This is a genomic window from Rhodopseudomonas sp. AAP120 (genome assembly GCF_001295845.1).
GTDB lineage: Bacteria > Pseudomonadota > Alphaproteobacteria > Rhizobiales > Xanthobacteraceae > Rhodopseudomonas.
The window spans coordinates 1-15,567 of the sequence record NZ_LJIC01000205.1 but is presented as its reverse complement, the minus strand read 5'-3'; the positions used below and the strand labels follow the sequence as shown (position 1 = coordinate 15,567).

The following is a 15,567-nucleotide window of genomic DNA, read 5'->3' as shown; positions in this document are numbered from 1 at the left end:
GGCCATCCACGCCTTCAAGCCTCGCGAGGGAGTAAAGGCGTGGATGGCCGGGACGAGCCCGGCCATGACGAGTGGAGAGGTGAGTGGTTAAGTAACAGGCGTCAGAACTCGCCGTGCAGTCGTCCGGAAAACACCGAGACCGGGCCGCGGTCGGCGTTGAAGGCGGGGTTGACGATGTATTGGTAGTCGGCCGTCGCCGTCCAGGCCGGGGTGACGGCGTAGGCGTAGTAGGCTTCCAGGATATTCTCGCGACGATAGTTCAGCCGCCCGTCGCCGATCAGTGGGCCGAGGCCGCCGGCGGCGAGAAAGTCGCGGTGGTCGCGCGACAGGCCGTTGGTGGCGCCGGCGATGCCGATGACGTCGTCGGGACGGCTCCAGCTCGCGCCACGGATCGAGACGCCGCCCGAGAAGCTGTCGTCGATATCGGTGAACGACATAATCTCGTTCCTGCCGTCGTTCCAGCTCCAGCGGCCGAACAGGCCGACATCGGCGGTCACCGCCTGTTCGAGATTGAACGCGTAGCCGTATTTGATCCGGCCCTTGCGGGTCTGGGTGATGTCGAGATTGAGCAGCGGATTGTCGAGCGTCTCGCGATAGCTGCCCGCATAGACGCTGTTGATGAAGCCGAGCGTGCGCAGCTTGCCGGGCTGGCCGAACAGCGTGTAGCGCGTCTCCAGCTCGGCGACATATTCGCCGCGCCGCAGCAGCTTCATGTCGAAATTGTTCGAGTTCGACTCGGCGTCCATCAGGAAGTAGCCGGCGCGGATCGCCCATTGCTTCTGGTTCAGCTCGGCGGTGGCGCCGTAGGTCAGTCCGAGCTTGTCGGCCGCGTAGTCGAACGCGCCCGAGGCCCAGATCGACCAGTTCATGAAGTCGCGGCGCGGATCGTGCGCGTAGCTGTTGCCGTCGAATACGTCGACCACCGAGAACCGGCCGACCTGAAAGGTCAGGCGCGAGATGTCGGCCTTGCCGGAGAGCTGAGAGGCGCTGGAGGCGAGTTGCTCCTGTTCGCCGCCGAGCCCGAAGGTCTGGCGCAGATAGAACCGCGACGGGCTGAAATGCGGATAGGCGAAGCCGGACTTCTGGCCCTCGCCGTTCGGGAAGCCGGCGACGCCGACGGTGTCGCTGAGCCCGTAGCCCTGCAGGAATTCGGGGTTGAGATACAGCTCGCCGCCGTCCCACAGCCGCACATTGGCGAAGATGCTGCTGCTCCAGGTGGTCTTGAACTGGCCGTTCGGCGCCAGGCTGTTGGCCCCGTCATAGGGCGAGCGGAACGACGGATAGCCCTGACCCACCACGGTGGTCTGGCCGTGGATCTCCCAGCGGTCGGACTCCGGATCGGCCACCGCGGCGAACGGGACCGTGTCGCCGCCGCCGAGCCAGTCGAGCCGGCGGTTGAGGCCGACGCGCAGCGTCTGCAGGGTCAGCGCCGACTCGTAGCGGCCGCCACCCGGCAGCGCCACCGAGGCGCGCTGATAGTCGCTGTAGAGATACTCGATCCGCGCGCTCCAATGCGGTGTGAAGCCGTATTCGAGCCCGGCGCCCGCGACCCAGCCGATCCGGCCGTTCAGCGTCTTGTCGGATTCCGGATCGGTCAGATAGCGCTCGTGCGCATAGGCAAGGCCGCCGGTGACGTAAGGCAGCCATTGGCCGGCGGCGATGCCGAGCCGGGCGCGCACCCCGCCGTAGAAATCGAGATGCTGCAGCTGAGACGGCGTGCCGCTGAACTCCGACAGCACGGCATTGGCCGGCAGGTAGCTCGGAAACGAGATGTCGGCCTCGAGGCCGAGCAGCACGCCGGAGCGAGTCAGCCAATTGTAGCCGGCCTGGGCGCCGGCGGTGACGCCGCCGGAGCCGTTCGACGCCTGCGCGGCGAACGCCGGATCGAGCAGGGTCGCGTTGGAATGGCCGCGCAGATAACCGGTATGCGCGCCGACATAGAAGCCGCTCCAGTCATAGGCCGGTGCCGGCAGCGCTTTCAGCATGTCGGCCGCAGCGGCGGCGTGGGGCAGCACGACCGCGCCGAACGCGACGCCCGCGAGCAGCTTCGTGATCGGCAGGCGCCGTTGCTGCGCGAAAGCTGCGCCGCGTGCGAGCGGTTCGGCGGGCTGCAGCTGATGGGCTGCTGATACGGGGCGTCGGCGAAGATTCATCGAATGACCTGACTGGTAGAATACTACGTGCGACCCGGTGTCGCTGCATCAGTTGGTTGTATGTGCGAGCAGCTCGCAAGCTGACGATAGTCGAGGTCGTTGTCACTGATTTGACATGATGAGTGCAGCAGTCGCGGCAAATAGCCGGGAAACTGATCAGCATGCGTGCGCGACCCTCTACTCTGGAATAGTTCAAAGGCACAAGCGCGCGGTGCGATGATGTAGCACGCGCTCTGCAACTCGCTGCCGTGCGTGGCCAATCGGCCACGACCTGGGTCCGATAGCATCCGCTGCTAGACGGTAAATCCGTGCGGAGCGAGGCGGGGAGCAGGCGTCCGTTCAGGCCTGCGGTGTGGTGGCGAGAGCGGCCAAGTCGAAGCGGTCGACGTCGGCGAGCAATTCGCAGAATGCCCGCGCGCCATGCTCGATCAGCAGCCGCCCTTTGTCGGCGGTGGCGCCGGTGGCATCGCCGATCGCGCCGCTCGGGTGCAGATCCTGCGCCGACCAGGCGAACGGCGCCGGCCGCTGCGCCGACAGCCAGCGGAAGTCCTGCTCCATCGCAAGCGTCGCCGGGCGGAAGTGTTGGATCCGGTCGGTGCGGACCAGATCCGGCGTATGTGCCAGCATGATCGAGGTCTCGATCGCGCCGCCATGAATGCCGTGACGCAATTCATCGGATTCGAACAGCCCGTCGGGCGTGCCGAACCGCGCCCACCCTGTCGTCACCGCCAGCATGCCGTGTCGGACCCGCAGCTCCTGCGCCACCAGCCCCATCGCGGCGCTGTTGCCGCCATGGCTGGTGACCATCACCAGCTTGCGCACGCCGGCGCGCGCCACGCTGGCGCCGATCTCGGTCCACGATTTCAGCGCGGTCTCGGTTCCCAGCGTCAGCGTGCCGGGAAACGACAGATGCTCCAGCGACAGTCCGACCGGCTGCAGCGGCAGGAACGTCACCGGCAGTTCCACCGGCAGCAGCTCGCGCACCCGCGCCAGATAGGCTTCGGCGATGGTGACGTCGGTGCCGAGCGGCAGATGCGGGCCGTGCTGTTCGGTGGCGGCGAGCGGCAGCACGGCGATCCAGCGCGCCGGATCGGCAGCTGCGATCTCCGGCCAGCGGATCGCGGTCCAGTCGTGGGGCGGTGTTCGGGTCATGGTGTTCGGGTCATCGGCGCGTGGCAGCCGTCCGCATCAGTGGTTCAAATGCCCGCATTGTTTCGCTATCAATCCTCGACCGGACCTAACCGCGCCGCCCTCGCTGTCTCCATCATGGGCCAAAATGAACGACGGAGTCCAATCATGAGCCCCGCTTTCCTGCTGCGAGCGTTAACCGGGGCCGTCGTGCTGCTGCTGGCGCAGCCGGCCTGGGCGTCCGGCCACGGCGCCGAGCCGCCCGCCGCCAAGCCGGAGGTCAAGCCGCCGCCGCCTCCGCCGCCCAAGAAGCCGCCGCGCCCGGTGGCGCAGCCGGTCCGCAAGGTTCCCGAAGGGGGCTTCGACAAGGTGTCGTTCGGCACCAACTGGGTCGCCGAGGGCGAGCATGGCGGCTTCTTCCAGGCGGTCGCGGACGGCACCTACAAGGCCTACGGCCTCGAAGTGACGATCGTGCCCGGCGGGCCGAACGTCAACAACCGCGCGCTGCTGATGGCCGGCAAGCTCGATTTCTTCATGACCGCCAACACGCTGCAATCGTTCGACGCGGTCGCCAACAACGTGCCGGTGGTGGCGATCGCCGCGGTGTTCCAGAAGGACCCGCAGGTGTTCCTGTCGCACCCGGAGTCCAAGGTCGAGAAAATTGATGATCTGAAGCGGCTGACGCTGTTCGTCTCCAAGGAAGGCATTGCCAGCTACTTCCAGTGGCTGAAATCCGAATACGGCTTCAACGAAGCCAAGGTGAAGCCCTACACCTCCAACCCGCAGCCTTTCATCATCGACAAGAACTCGGCGATGCAGGGCTATGTCACCTCCGAGCCGCTGGTGATCGAGCAGAAGGCCAAGTTCAAGCCGAGCGTGCTGCTGCTCGCCGATTACGGCCTCGACGGCTATTCGACGCTGATCGAGACAAGGCGCGAGCTGATCGACAAGAACCCGGACATGATCCAGCGCTTCGTCGATGCCTCGATGATCGGCTGGTACAACTATCTGTACGGCGACAATGCGGCCGGCAATGCGATGATCAAGTCGCTCAATCCGGAAATGACCGACGAGATGCTGGCCTATTCGGTCGCCAAGATGAAGGAATACGGCATCGTCGATTCCGGCGACGCCGTGACGGCCGGCATCGGCGCGATGAGCGACGCGCGCTACGCCAGCTTCTTCGACAAGATGACCCGCGCCGGCGTGGTGCCGCGCGATCTCGATTTCCGCCGCGCCTACACGCTGCAATTCGCCAACAAGGGCGTCGGCGTCGATCTGCGGCCGAAGAAGTAGCAGGCGATGTCCGCGCCGCATCCTGTCGACAGCTCGGGCGCGGATACGGCGATCCGGCTGCGCGCGGTTACCAAGACGTATGACAGCGGCGTGCTGGCGCTGGGGCCGATTGATCTTGCGGTCGGCCGCGGCGGGTTCGTGTCGCTGCTCGGCCCGTCCGGCTGCGGCAAGTCCACGGCGCTACGGCTGATCGCCGGGCTCGCCGCGGCGTCCTCCGGCAGCATTGAGGTGGCGGGCGGGGCCAGGCCGCCGCGCGGCGGCCATGCAGTCGGCTTCGTGTTTCAGGAGCCGACGCTGATGCCGTGGGCCAGCATCGCCGCCAATGTGGCGCTGCCGCTCGCGCTCGCGCACACGCCCAAGGACGAAACCGCGCAGCGCGTCGCGGCGGTGCTGGCGCGGGTCGAGCTGCAGGACTTCGCGAATTCGTATCCGCGCGAACTGTCGGGCGGCATGAAGATGCGGGTGTCGCTGGCGCGCGCGCTGGTCACCGATCCGGACATCCTGCTGATGGACGAGCCGTTCGCGGCGCTCGACGAGATCACGCGCTTCCGCCTCAACGATGATCTGCTGGCGCTATGGCGCGACCTCGGCAAGACCGTGCTGTTCGTGACGCATTCGGTGTTCGAGTCGGTGTATCTGTCGCAGCGCGTTGTGGTGATGTCGCCGCGGCCGGGCCGCATCGCCGCGGAATTTCACATCGACGCGCCGGAGCCGCGCGGCGAGGCGTTCCGCACCTCGGCGGACTACGCGGCGCAATGCCGTGAGGTTTCGCTCGCGCTGGCCGCGACCGGCGGCACACGGGTGCACAGATGAGCGCGACGCGGCTGTTTCGCATCCTGCTGCCGCTGCTGGTGCTGGCCGCGGTGATCGCCGGCTGGGACCTGATCGTCCGGCTCAATCAGATCCCGCCCTACATCCTGCCGGGGCCGGGGCTGGTGCTGTCGACGCTGATCGCCGACTGGCCGGTGCTGTTCGAGTCGCTGCTGTCGACGCTGTGGACCACGCTGCAGGGCTTCGTCGCCGCCGCGGTCGGCGGCATCGCGCTGGCGCTGCTGTTCAACCTGTCGCGCTGGGTCGAGGTCGCGCTGTTCCCCTACGCGGTGGTGCTGCAGGTGACGCCGGTGATCGCGATCGCGCCGCTGCTGCTGATCTATCTGCCGCAGGACACCGCCGTGGTGGTGTGCGCGTGGATCGTGGCGTTCTTCCCGGTGCTGTCCAACACCACGCTCGGGCTGAATTCGGTCGACCGCAATCTCGCCGGTCTGTTCCGGCTGTACGGCGCCTCGCCATGGCAGACGCTGGTCCGGCTGAAGCTGCCGGCGGCGCTGCCCTATATGCTCGGCGGGCTGCGCATCGCCGGCGGGCTGTCGCTGATCGGCGCGGTGGTGGCGGAGATCGCCGCGGGCTCGGCCGGCGCCGGCTCGGGGCTGGCTTACCGGATTGCAGAATCCGGCTACCGGCTCAACATTCCGCGCATGTTCGCCGCCTTGCTGTTGCTGTCGCTGGCGGGCATTGTGATCTACGCAGCGCTGGCGCTGGTGTCGCATCTGTTGCTGCGGCGCTGGCACGAAAGCGCATTGCGACAAGAACCGTAAGGGAGCCAAGATGGCCGGGGATGCTGGGTCGGCGGACGCGATCGATCTTCTGATTTACGGGCCGCGCAAGCCCGTCGTCGACGACGGCTTCGCCGCGCCCTATGTGCTGCATCGCTGCGAGCAGCAGGCCGATCTCGACAGCCTGCCCGACGACGTGCGGGCGCGGATTCGCGGCGTCGCCGTCACCGGCCTGGTGCCGACCAGCGGCGCGGTGCTGTCGCGGTTTCCCAAGCTGGAGATCGTGTCGTCGTTCGGCGTCGGCTACGATCACGTCGACGCCCGCTGGGCGGCGCAGAACAACGTCGTCGTCACCAACACCCCCGACGTGCTGACCGAAGAAGTCGCCGACACCACGCTCGGCCTCCTGATCGCCACGCTGCGCGAATTCATCCGCGCCGACAAATACGTCCGCGCCGGGCTGTGGCAGACCCAGCCCTATCCGCTCAGCGTCGGCTCATTGCGCGGCCGCACGGTCGGCATGGTCGGCATGGGGCGGATCGGCCAGGCGATCGCACGGCGGCTCGACGCTTCGCTGGTGCCGGTGGTGTATCACGCGCGCAAGCCGGCGCCTGGCGTCGCCTACAAGCACTATCCGGACCTGATCGCGATGGCCAAGGAGGTCGACACGCTGGTGGTGATCATCCCCGGCGGCGCCGCCACCAACAAGCTGATCAATGCCGAGGTGCTGGCCGCGCTCGGCCCGCGCGGCGTGCTGATCAACGTCGCGCGCGGGTCGGTGGTGGACGAAACCGCACTGATCGCGGCGCTGAAGTCTGGTACGATTCTCGCGGCCGGGCTCGACGTGTTCGCCGACGAGCCGAACGTGCCGGAGGAGCTGCGCGCGCTCGGCAATGTGGTGCTGCTGCCGCATATCGGCTCGGCTTCGGTGGTGACGCGCAACGCGATGGATCAGCTCGTGGTCGACAATCTCAAGGCGTGGTTCGACGGCAAGCCGCCGCTGACGCCGATCGCCGAAACGCCCGTCAGGGAGCGGTGACATGCTGGCGCGTCTCGCTGTGGCCTTGGGATTGCTGCTCGCGGCGGGCGCGGCGCAGGCGCAGGACGCCGCGACGCTGAAGAGCAGCATGATCGGGCAGTGGGAGCTGTCCACCACCGAGCGCAGCAAGACCTGTGTGGTGACACTGAAAGCGGATGCCGCGCAAGCGCCGCAAGGCATGAAGCTGGAGCTCGAACCCGGCTGCGCCACGGCGCTGCCGTTCACCAAGGACATCGCCGCCTGGACCGTGAAGGGCCTCGACATCGTCCGGCTGGAGACCTCCGCCGGCGATGCGGTCATCGATTTCACCGAGGTCGAGAGCGGCATCTTCGAAGGCCTGCGCGCCAACGAGGGCGTCTACATCCTGCAGAATCTCGCGGCGGCGCGCTCGCTCGCCAAGTCGATGGACCAGATGATCGGCGACTGGTCGATGGTCCGCGGCAGCGGCCGCGTCGTCTGCGGCCTGACCCTGACCAACAACGAAGCCCCGACCCCCGACAACTACGAAGTCTATCTGAAGCCGCGCTGCGACTCTCAGGTCGCCAGCTTCGCGCCGAAGATGTGGCGGCTGGAGCGCGGTGCCCTGCTGCTGATCGCGCCGTCCGGCGAGACCTGGCGGTTCGAAGCCGACGACAACGCGCAATGGCGCAAAAGCCCGGACAGCGCCGACCCGCTGATCATGCTGCGGCAGTAGTCGCGGGCCGCGATCCGGCGCAGCGGCGTCAGATCGGTCCGCGCCGATTCAGGGCCGCTCGAAGGTCATGCAGAATCCGAAAACGTTGCCGACGCAGCGGCGTTCGATGAAGCCGGCGCTCGATGCCATGTGTCTCACGCGCCGGCGCGCAACGTAGTGCGGATCGAAGATGCTTTCGGCAATCGCCAGCCGCCCGCCTGGCTTCAGCATCGCGAACACCGCCGGGAAGATCCCGGCCGCGTCCGGAATCTCGCCGAGCGCCATCACCATCGCGGCGGCGTCGAGTGAGCCGGCCTGCAGCTCCGCGTGCCGCACGTCCGTCTGCAGCGGCTGGATATTGGTCAGCGAACCGGCTGCCGCCTTGGCGGCGACCTTGGCGAGCATACCACTCTGCACGTCGAGCGCGATCACCGCTCCGGCGGGGCCGACGGCCCACGCCATCGGAATCGTGACGCGTCCGGGGCCGCAGCCGATATCGATCGCCCGCTCGCCGGGGCGTAGCGCCAGCTCGGCGACGATCTGCTCGGACCGCGTGGCGCGCGCCAGCGGATTCTCCATCTCGACCAGCCAGGCGAGTTCGGACGGGCAGGGCAGCACCGTCCGGCGCGACGCCCGCCGCCATCCAGCCCAGATCGCCACAGCCGCGACGATCGGCAGAGTCAGGAAGAGGGCGGTCATGGGCGAATCGGCTCACGTCTCAAGAAACATCATCCGACGGGCGTTCGACTCGTCAGACGGCTGCTCCTATCACGAGAGCCGCGTCCTGATCACGCGTTCGTTGGTGATGTCGCCCGCGATGCCGCGCGAACCTGCGGATTGCGATCAGCTCGAGCGCTTCCGGATCATTCGATGATAGGGCCGCGTTGTGCGAACCCGAGAAGCATCGGCTGACCCACTCCCGTCATCGCCCGCGCAGGCGGGCGCCCCAGTATTCCAGAGCGTTCGCCTGATACGCTGGCGCACCGCCGTACTCGATCCTCCGCTTTCGCGGGGGATGACGGTCGGACGTGCGGCAGCTCGCAGCGACCAACAGCTGCTCAAAAGGACTCTTCGGACGGAGCGGGTAGTTGCGCCCGCCCGCTCAGATCCCCGCCATCATCACGTATTTGATCTCGACATATTCCTCGATGCCGTGATGCGAGCCTTCGCGGCCGAGGCCGGATTCCTTGACGCCGCCGAACGGCGCGACTTCGGTGGTGATCAGGCCGGAATTGACGCCGACCATGCCCGACTCCAGCGCCTCGGTGACGCGCCACACCCGGCCGAGATCGCGGGCGTAGAAGTAGCTGGCGAGGCCGAACGGCGAGGCGTTGGCCAGCTTGATGACTTCGTCCTCGGTCTTGAAGCGGAATACCGGGGCCAGCGGACCGAAGGTTTCTTCGTGAGCGACCAGCGCGTCGGTGCGCACGTCGGACAGCACGGTCGGCTCGAAGAACGTGCCGCCGAGCGCAGCGCGCTTGCCGCCGGTGATCACCTTGGCTCCATGTTTCACCGCGTCGGCGATGTGGCGCTCGGTCTTCTCCACCGCGGCTTCGTTGATCAGCGGACCTTGCGTCACGCCTTGCTCGGTGCCGTCGCCGAGCTTCATCGCTTTGACCTTGGCCGCGAGTTTTTCGACGAAGGCGTCGTAAACGCCGTCCTGCACATAGAGTCGGTTGGCGCAGACGCAGGTCTGGCCCATGTTGCGATATTTCGAGACGATCGCCCCCTCGACCGCCGCGTCGATGTCGGCATCGTCGAACACGATGAACGGCGCGTTACCGCCAAGCTCCAGGCCGAGCTTCTTCACGGTGCCGGCGGATTGCCGATACAGGATCTTGCCGACTTCGGTCGAGCCCGTGAAGCCGACGAAGCGCACCGCCGGATGTTCGCAGAACACCTTGCCGATCGGCGGCGCGTCGCCGGTGACGATGTTGAACACGCCCTTCGGCAGCCCGGCCTGCTCGGCCAACACCGCCAGCGCCAGCGCCGAGAACGGGGTTTCTTCCGCCGGCTTCAGCACCACGGTGCAGCCCGCGGCCAGCGCCGGCGACACCTTGCGGGTGATCATCGAATTCGGGAAATTCCACGGCGTGATCGCGGCGCAGACGCCGATCGGCTGCTTGATCGCGATCAGCCGGGCGTCGGCGCGCTGCGTCGGGATGGTCTCGCCATAGACGCGCCGCGCCTCCTCGGCAAAGAACTCGATATAGGCGGCGCCGATGTCGACCTCGCCGAGCGCCTCGGCGAGCGGCTTGCCCTGTTCGGTGGTGAGGATCAGCGCCAGATCCTCGCGATTGGCGACGATCAGCTCGAACCATTTGCGCAGGATGTTGGAGCGCTGCTTGGCGGTCAGCTTGGCCCAGGCCGGGAAGGCGCGCTCGGCGGCTTCGACTGCCGCGGTCGCCTCGGCGGCGCCAAGGCTCGGGATCCGGCCGATCTCGCCGCCGGTCGCCGGATTGGTCACGGCGATCGACCCGCTGCCGGTCCAGGTGCCGTCCACATAGCACTGCTCGCGCAGCAGCGATGGGTTCTTCAGGCGGTCACGCAGCGCAGTGACTGAGTCGGATTTGCGGGCAGCGGCGGTCGGCGACATCGGTATTCCTCACGGTTGGCATCGGCGCATTCGGCAGGCGAATGCGCCATACGGCTGTGAGGAAGTATAGGAGCATCTCGGCCGCCGTGCACCGACGCGGCCTCTTCACACGGCCGTGACCGATGTTGCGGCGCGGCGGTTAGGCTGCGCGGCTGAACCAGGATTCGCGGCGGCTGAGGATATGGTCGGCGGCGAGCTTGGCGTGCTGCCAGCTGTGCGCCGGATAGTAGCGGTACTCCAGCTCGGGCGCGGCGTTTTCGCCGCGGCGGCCGAACCAGCCGAGCCGTTTGGGCCGGGTCTGCAGCGCGGCCAGCGCCATCGCCAGATTGTCGACGACATCGAAGGCGAACAATCCGCCGTCAGTGGCGCGTCGCACTTCATAAAGCCCGGGCCCGATCGGCGCGTCGATATTGCCGCGTCCGCCCTTCGGGTAATGCTTCCAGCCGCTCCAGGATGGGGTCATGGGTGTGCTCCGCCAAGTTCGTCTCGGCGCATTCGGGTGAGCGGATCTCGTCACGACTGCGGCCGCATTGTGAACTGCATCGGGCGCCCTTCGTTCCCGCAGCGCGTCGCCGCAAGTCGTCTTGGTTGCGGGCGCCTTAAGCTTCCCGGCCCGGCGCGATGGCGCACCGTCTTGAAGTTGCGGCGCACCGCAGCCTTGAATCGGATCAGATGATCTATCGTCTTGCGCATGTCGCGATCGCGCGGGACAATCCTGCCACTACAAAAAATCACATGGGAGGATGACCACATGCACAGCGCGGAGATCGATCAGGCGTTGCAGGGCTTCTGCGAGCGGCGCGACATTCCCGGCGTCGTCGCGATGGCCGGAAGCGCCAATGAGACCGTGTATCAGGGTGCGTTCGGCCAGCGCGATCTGACCAAGCCGCAGCCGATGACGGCCGACAGCGTGTTCTGGATCGCGTCGATGACCAAGGCGATCACCGGAGCGGCGGCGATGCAACTGGTCGAGCAGGGCAGGCTTTCGCTCGACGAGCCGATCGGCAAAGTGCTGCCCGATCTCGCCGCGCCGCTGGTGCTCGACGGCTTCGCCGCCGACGGCACGCCGAAGACGCGCCCGGCCAAGACCGCGATCACGCTGCGGCAACTACTCACCCACACCGCCGGCTTCTGCTACGACATGTGGAACGCCGACATGGTGAAGTACATGGAGCACGCGGGCGTGCCCGGCATCATCGGCTGCCAGAACGCCGCGCTGAAGGCGCCGCTGGCGTCCGATCCCGGCACACGCTGGGAATACGGCATCAATATCGATTTCGCCGGCAAGGCGGTCGAGGCGGTTACCGGCATGAAGCTCGACGCTTACTTGCGCGACCATCTGTTCGCGCCGCTCGGCATGAACGACACCGGCTTCAAGATCACCGACGCACAGCGCAACCGCCTGGTCGCGGTCCATGCGCGCGGCGAGGACGGCTCGCTGACGCCGATCCCGTTCGAGGTCGCGCAGGAGCCCGAATTTCACATGGGTGGCGGCGGCCTCTACGGCACCGCGGCCGATTACTTGAAGTTCGCCCAGATGATCCTCAACAAGGGCCGCGGCAACGGCAACCAGGTGCTGAAGCCCGAGACCGTCGCGCTGATGGGCCAGAACCACATCGGCGACCTCAACGTTACCAGACTAAACTCGGCGGTCGCCTTCGCCACCAACGACGTCGATCTCTATCCCGGCATGGACAAGAAGTGGGGGCTCAGCTTCCTGATCAACACCGAGACCACCCCGGAAGGCCGCAGCCCCGGCAGCCTCGCCTGGGCCGGTCTCGCCAACACCTACTACTGGATCGACCCGACCCGCGACATCTGCGGCGTGATCCTGATGCAGGTGCTGCCGTTCGGCGACGCCAAGTGCCTCGACGCCTTCGCGGCGTTCGAACGCGGCGTCTACGCGAGCCTCGGCGCCGGCCAGAAAGCTGCCTGAAGTTTGCCACATGCTCTGCGGCGGGGCTCGACAAGCCCCGCCGCAGGCGCGACCATCGCGTCTCAGACCAAAAACGATCGCCGGCCGATCCGGACCGGCGTGCAGTGAGGAACCCAAGGCGTGACTGATCAGGCTCAAGGCGGAAAAGCTCCCAGCTACGTATGCGGCGTTTCCGACGCGCCGCTGCTCGGCATCACCATCGGCCAGGCACTCGACCTTGCGGCACAGCGTTGGCCCGATCGCGAAGCGCTGGTGTCGCCGAGCCACGATGTGCGCTGGACTTGGCTTGAGTTCGCGCAGCGCGTCGACGCAGTCGCCGCCGGTTTCCTCGCGCTCGGCCTGCAGCGCGGCGAACGCATCGGCGTGTGGTCAATGAACCGCCCCGAATGGACGCTGACGCAATTCGCCGCCGCGAAAGCGGGACTGATCCTGGTCACCATCAATCCGGCGTATCGGCTGAGCGAACTCGAATTCGCGCTCGCCAAGGTCGGCTGCGCGGCGCTGGTGACGGCCACCGCGTTCAAGACTTCGGCCTATATGGACATGCTCAACACGCTGATCCCCGAGCTGGCGCTCTCGCAGCCCGGCGCGTTGAAGTCCGCCAAGCTGCCGCAGCTACGCGCGGTGATTCAGATCGGTGGCCCGAAGAGCCCGGGCACGATCGCGTTCGACGAGGTCGCCACGATGGGCGGCGATCGCCATCGTCAGATGGTTGCACAGCTCGCCAGCGAGTTGCAGTTCGACGATCCGGTCAACATCCAGTTCACCAGCGGCACCACCGGCTCGCCCAAAGGCGTGACGCTGACGCATCACAATATCCTCAACAATGGTTACTTCGTCGGCGGCGCCATGAAGCTGACCGAGCAGGATCGCATCTGCATTCCAGTGCCGCTGTATCACTGCTTCGGCATGGTGATGGGCAATCTCGCGTCGGTGACATCGGGCGCCACCATGGTGTATCCGGGCGAAGGCTTCGATCCGCTGGCGACGCTGCAGACGGCGTCGCGTGAAAAGTGCACCGCGCTATACGGCGTGCCGACGATGTTCATCGCCGAGCTCGACCATCCGCAATTCGCCAGCTTCGACCTGTCGTCGCTGCGCACCGGCATCATGGCGGGGGCGCCGTGCCCGGTCGAGGTGATGCGCCGCGTCAACGATGCGATGAACATGCGCGAAGTCACGATCGCCTATGGCATGACCGAGACCAGCCCGGTCAGCTTCCAGAGCGCGGTCGACGATCCGGAAGAGCGCCGCGTCTCCACGGTCGGGCGCATCCATCCGCATGTCGAAGTCAAAGTGATCGATCTGGAAGGCCGCATCGTGCCCCGCGGCGCGCGCGGCGAACTGTGCACCCGTGGTTACAGCGTGATGCTTGGCTATTGGGACGAGGCCGAGAAGACCGCCGACGTGCTCGACGCCGCCGGCTGGATGCACACCGGCGATCTGGCGGTGATCGACGACGAGGGCTTCTGCAACATCGTCGGCCGGATCAAGGACATGGTGATCCGCGGCGGCGAGAATCTTTATCCGCGCGAGATCGAGGAATTCCTGTATCGCCATCCGAAGATCCAGGATGTGCAGATCTTCGGCGTCGCCGACGCGCGCTACGGCGAAGAACTCTGCGCCTGGGTCCGCACCCGCCCCGGCGAGACGCTGACCGCCGACGACATCCGCGCCTTCTGCCAGGGCCAGATCGCCTACAACAAGATCCCGCGCTACGTCGAATTCGTCGACGAATTTCCGATGACGGTGACCGGCAAGATCCAGAAATTCGTGATGCGCGAGAAGGTGGAGGAGAAGCTCGGGCTGAAGGCGATGAAGACGGCGTAGTTAGTTCGGTGATTTTGCGTTCGTCATTCCGGGGCGCGCGAAGCGCGAGCCCGGAATCCATACTCCCTAGACTCGCGGTGACGCACCGCGGTGGCCCTTTGTAGAATTAGCAAAGACAGGGGTTATGGATTCCGGGCTCGCGAGCTGCGCTCGCGCCCCGGAATGACAAAAGAGAGGTTGGGGTTCAAAGGCCCGCCGTGCCGACTTGAACTACACCGGCAGGCCGTGCTGCTGCGCCAGCTCCTTCAGCGACACTTGCGGCCGGGCGCCGATGTGCTGGATGACTTCGGCGGCGGCGAGGGCGCCGAGGCGGCCGGCGTTTTCATAGCCGGCGTTGCGGACCAGGCCGAACAGGAAGCCGGCGGCGAACAGATCGCCGGCGCCGGTGGTGTCGACCAGCTGCTCGATCGAGGCGGCCGGCACCAGAGTGACGCTTTCACCTTCGACCACCGCGCAGCCCTTCTCGCTGCGCGTCACGACGCCGAGCGCGACGTCCTGGCCGAGCGCCTTCAGCGCGGTGTCGAAATCGGACGTCTGATACAGCGCGTGCAGTTCGGACTCGTTGGCGAAGATCAGGTCGACCGTCTTGCTGCGCATCAGCTCGAGGAATTCGGCGCGGTAGCGGTCGACGCAGAACGAATCCGACAGCGTCAGCGCGACTTTGCGGCCGGCGCCATGGGCGATCTTGGAGGCCTTGAGGAAGGCTTCCTTGGCCTGGGGCGGGTCCCACAGATAGCCTTCGAGATACACGATCGAGGCCGCGGCGATCTGCGCCTCGTCGAGATCGGCCGGCACCAGATCCTGCGCGGCGCCGAGATACGTGTTCATGGTGCGCTCGCCGTCCGGCGTCACCAGGATGTAGGAGCAGCCGGTCGCGGGGCCGTCGGCGGCCGGCTTGGTGTCGAACGCGACGCCGGCGGCGCGGATGTCGTGGGCGTAGAGCTTGCCGATCTGATCATCCTTGATCTTGCCGACATAGGCGGTGCGGGCGCCGAACGAGGCGAGGCCGACGATGGTATTGGCGGCCGAGCCGCCGGAGATTTCGGTCGCCATCCCCATGTCGGCATAGATCGCCGCCGCCTGCGCCTGATCGATCAGCGCCATGCCGCCCTTGGCCATGCCGTGGCGGACCAGGAAGTCGTCCTCGGTGCGCACCAGCACGTCGAACAGCGCATTGCCGATGGCGAGGACGTCGTATTTGGCTGGGGTCATCGAGAGGGGTCCGTGGCGGCGAGGGGGAAAATCCGCGGGTTTGCGGGACAAAACCGGTGCATCGCCGGCTGCGCGAAGGCGCGCCGACCTATCACGTTCCGCGGCGACGCGGCAAGCACGGGAGGTTTCGAGATCGTCATGCGCGGGCTTG

At 66.7% G+C, this 15,567-nt stretch carries 13 protein-coding genes; 7 read left to right on the top strand and 6 right to left on the bottom strand.

Annotation, left to right across the window (positions count from 1 at the left end; translation table 11 throughout):
* Window positions 1–101 precede the first annotated feature (101 nt).
* Both IP86_RS26615 and IP86_RS26610 read right to left on the bottom strand, forming a co-directional pair.
* Window positions 102–2,153 (bottom strand): carbohydrate porin, encoded by a 2,052-nt coding sequence (locus IP86_RS26615; RefSeq protein ID WP_082364277.1) that lies wholly within the window; start codon window positions 2,151–2,153, stop codon window positions 102–104.
* 339 nt (window positions 2,154–2,492) lie between these two features.
* The gene (locus IP86_RS26610; RefSeq protein ID WP_054165465.1) at window positions 2,493–3,305 is read right to left on the bottom strand and encodes a creatininase family protein; all 813 of its coding nucleotides are present in this window, start codon (window positions 3,303–3,305) and stop codon (window positions 2,493–2,495) included.
* 144 nt (window positions 3,306–3,449) lie between these two features.
* Between IP86_RS26610 and IP86_RS26605 the strand changes: the two genes are divergently transcribed.
* From IP86_RS26605 to IP86_RS26585, 5 genes are read left to right on the top strand one after another with little or no spacing between them, the layout of a single operon-like run.
* Window positions 3,450–4,577, top strand: a complete 1,128-nt coding sequence (locus IP86_RS26605) for an ABC transporter substrate-binding protein (protein WP_054165464.1) — start codon at window positions 3,450–3,452, stop codon at window positions 4,575–4,577.
* 6 nt (window positions 4,578–4,583) lie between these two features.
* The gene (locus IP86_RS26600) at window positions 4,584–5,390 is read left to right on the top strand and encodes an ABC transporter ATP-binding protein (RefSeq protein WP_054165463.1); all 807 of its coding nucleotides are present in this window, start codon (window positions 4,584–4,586) and stop codon (window positions 5,388–5,390) included.
* Window positions 5,387–6,172, top strand: a complete 786-nt coding sequence (locus tag IP86_RS26595) for an ABC transporter permease (RefSeq protein WP_054165462.1) — start codon at window positions 5,387–5,389, stop codon at window positions 6,170–6,172. Before IP86_RS26600 ends, IP86_RS26595 begins: the two co-directional genes overlap by 4 nt.
* A 10-nt stretch (window positions 6,173–6,182) precedes the next feature.
* Window positions 6,183–7,169, top strand: a complete 987-nt coding sequence (locus IP86_RS26590) for a 2-hydroxyacid dehydrogenase (RefSeq protein ID WP_054165461.1) — start codon at window positions 6,183–6,185, stop codon at window positions 7,167–7,169.
* Window position 7,170: 1 nt separating this feature from the next.
* Entirely contained in the window at window positions 7,171–7,863 is a 693-nt protein-coding gene (locus IP86_RS26585) for an AprI/Inh family metalloprotease inhibitor (protein WP_054165460.1), read from the top strand.
* Between the two features lie 48 nt (window positions 7,864–7,911).
* Here IP86_RS26585 and IP86_RS26580 read toward each other — a convergent pair whose 3' ends face one another.
* The 3 genes from IP86_RS26580 to IP86_RS26570 all read right to left on the bottom strand — a co-directional run bounded on the left by IP86_RS26580 (window position 7,912) and on the right by IP86_RS26570 (window position 10,901).
* A complete protein-coding gene (locus IP86_RS26580) occupies window positions 7,912–8,541 on the bottom strand; it encodes a class I SAM-dependent methyltransferase (RefSeq protein ID WP_054165459.1) in 630 nt (209 codons plus the stop codon).
* A gap of 403 nt (window positions 8,542–8,944) precedes the next feature.
* Window positions 8,945–10,438 (bottom strand): NAD-dependent succinate-semialdehyde dehydrogenase, encoded by a 1,494-nt coding sequence (locus IP86_RS26575; protein ID WP_054165458.1) that lies wholly within the window; start codon window positions 10,436–10,438, stop codon window positions 8,945–8,947.
* 139 nt (window positions 10,439–10,577) lie between these two features.
* A complete protein-coding gene (locus IP86_RS26570) occupies window positions 10,578–10,901 on the bottom strand; it encodes a hypothetical protein (RefSeq protein WP_054165457.1) in 324 nt (107 codons plus the stop codon).
* A 288-nt stretch (window positions 10,902–11,189) separates the two neighbouring features.
* Between IP86_RS26570 and IP86_RS26565 the strand changes: the two genes are divergently transcribed.
* Window positions 11,190–12,374: a serine hydrolase domain-containing protein gene (locus IP86_RS26565; RefSeq protein WP_054165456.1), complete on the top strand. Its 1,185-nt coding sequence runs from the start codon at window positions 11,190–11,192 to the stop codon at window positions 12,372–12,374.
* Between the two features lie 120 nt (window positions 12,375–12,494).
* A complete protein-coding gene (locus IP86_RS26560; RefSeq protein ID WP_054165455.1) occupies window positions 12,495–14,204 on the top strand; it encodes an AMP-binding protein in 1,710 nt (569 codons plus the stop codon).
* A gap of 210 nt (window positions 14,205–14,414) precedes the next feature.
* On the opposite strand, the gene IP86_RS26555 is transcribed toward IP86_RS26560, so the two are convergent.
* The gene (locus tag IP86_RS26555; RefSeq protein ID WP_054165454.1) at window positions 14,415–15,416 is read right to left on the bottom strand and encodes an adenosine kinase; all 1,002 of its coding nucleotides are present in this window, start codon (window positions 15,414–15,416) and stop codon (window positions 14,415–14,417) included.
* Window positions 15,417–15,567: the final 151 nt, after the last annotated feature.

Excerpts from the sequence above, each read along its gene's own strand:
- IP86_RS26615 (WP_082364277.1), bottom strand. The coding sequence starts at position 2,153 with ATGAATCTTCGCCGACGCCCCGTATCAGCAGCCCATCAGCTGCAGCCC.
- IP86_RS26610 (WP_054165465.1), bottom strand. The coding sequence starts at position 3,305 with ATGACCCGAACACCGCCCCACGACTGGACCGCGATCCGCTGGCCGGAG.
- IP86_RS26605 (WP_054165464.1), top strand. The coding sequence starts at position 3,450 with ATGAGCCCCGCTTTCCTGCTGCGAGCGTTAACCGGGGCCGTCGTGCTG.
- IP86_RS26600 (WP_054165463.1), top strand. The coding sequence starts at position 4,584 with ATGTCCGCGCCGCATCCTGTCGACAGCTCGGGCGCGGATACGGCGATC.
- IP86_RS26595 (WP_054165462.1), top strand. The coding sequence starts at position 5,387 with ATGAGCGCGACGCGGCTGTTTCGCATCCTGCTGCCGCTGCTGGTGCTG.
- IP86_RS26590 (WP_054165461.1), top strand. The coding sequence starts at position 6,183 with ATGGCCGGGGATGCTGGGTCGGCGGACGCGATCGATCTTCTGATTTAC.
- IP86_RS26585 (WP_054165460.1), top strand. The coding sequence starts at position 7,171 with ATGCTGGCGCGTCTCGCTGTGGCCTTGGGATTGCTGCTCGCGGCGGGC.
- IP86_RS26580 (WP_054165459.1), bottom strand. The coding sequence starts at position 8,541 with ATGACCGCCCTCTTCCTGACTCTGCCGATCGTCGCGGCTGTGGCGATC.
- IP86_RS26575 (WP_054165458.1), bottom strand. The coding sequence starts at position 10,438 with ATGTCGCCGACCGCCGCTGCCCGCAAATCCGACTCAGTCACTGCGCTG.
- IP86_RS26570 (WP_054165457.1), bottom strand. The coding sequence starts at position 10,901 with ATGACCCCATCCTGGAGCGGCTGGAAGCATTACCCGAAGGGCGGACGC.
- IP86_RS26565 (WP_054165456.1), top strand. The coding sequence starts at position 11,190 with ATGCACAGCGCGGAGATCGATCAGGCGTTGCAGGGCTTCTGCGAGCGG.
- IP86_RS26555 (WP_054165454.1), bottom strand. The coding sequence starts at position 15,416 with ATGACCCCAGCCAAATACGACGTCCTCGCCATCGGCAATGCGCTGTTC.